The sequence below is a fragment of the Campylobacter showae CC57C genome (assembly GCF_000344295.2).
GTDB lineage: Bacteria > Campylobacterota > Campylobacteria > Campylobacterales > Campylobacteraceae > Campylobacter_A > Campylobacter_A showae_B.
The window spans coordinates 1-301 of the sequence record NZ_AOTD01000243.1; the positions used below are offsets into that span (position 1 = coordinate 1).

At 32.6% G+C, this 301-nt stretch carries 1 pseudogene; it reads right to left on the reverse strand.

Annotated elements, in window-relative coordinates:
• Positions 1-74: 74 nt before the first annotated feature.
• Positions 75-301 (reverse strand): annotated as a pseudogene (locus H740_RS09810) (hypothetical protein); the annotation flags it as partial.

Below are 301 nucleotides of genomic sequence, written 5' to 3' on the forward strand. Positions count from 1 at the left end.
ATTTGCCGTAGAAATGTTTAAATTTGAGCCGCTTATCATTTTTGATCTCCTAAAATTCGTTTCGGCAGTATATCCTATACATTAATATCGACCTTATTTATTTTATTGAGCTTTTGTAAAATATCCCAAATATCCGTACCCTTTTCTTGCTCGGCTTTTAGGAAATTTTCAAAGAATTCTCGTCTGATGTCTTTATCTACGTATGTTTTGCTTTTGCTTGTCGCTTGGATAGGTTTAAATTTAGCTTCTCTATTTTGCTTGGCTAAATTTGCGTTGTATTCTCTCATCTCTTGATTGATTT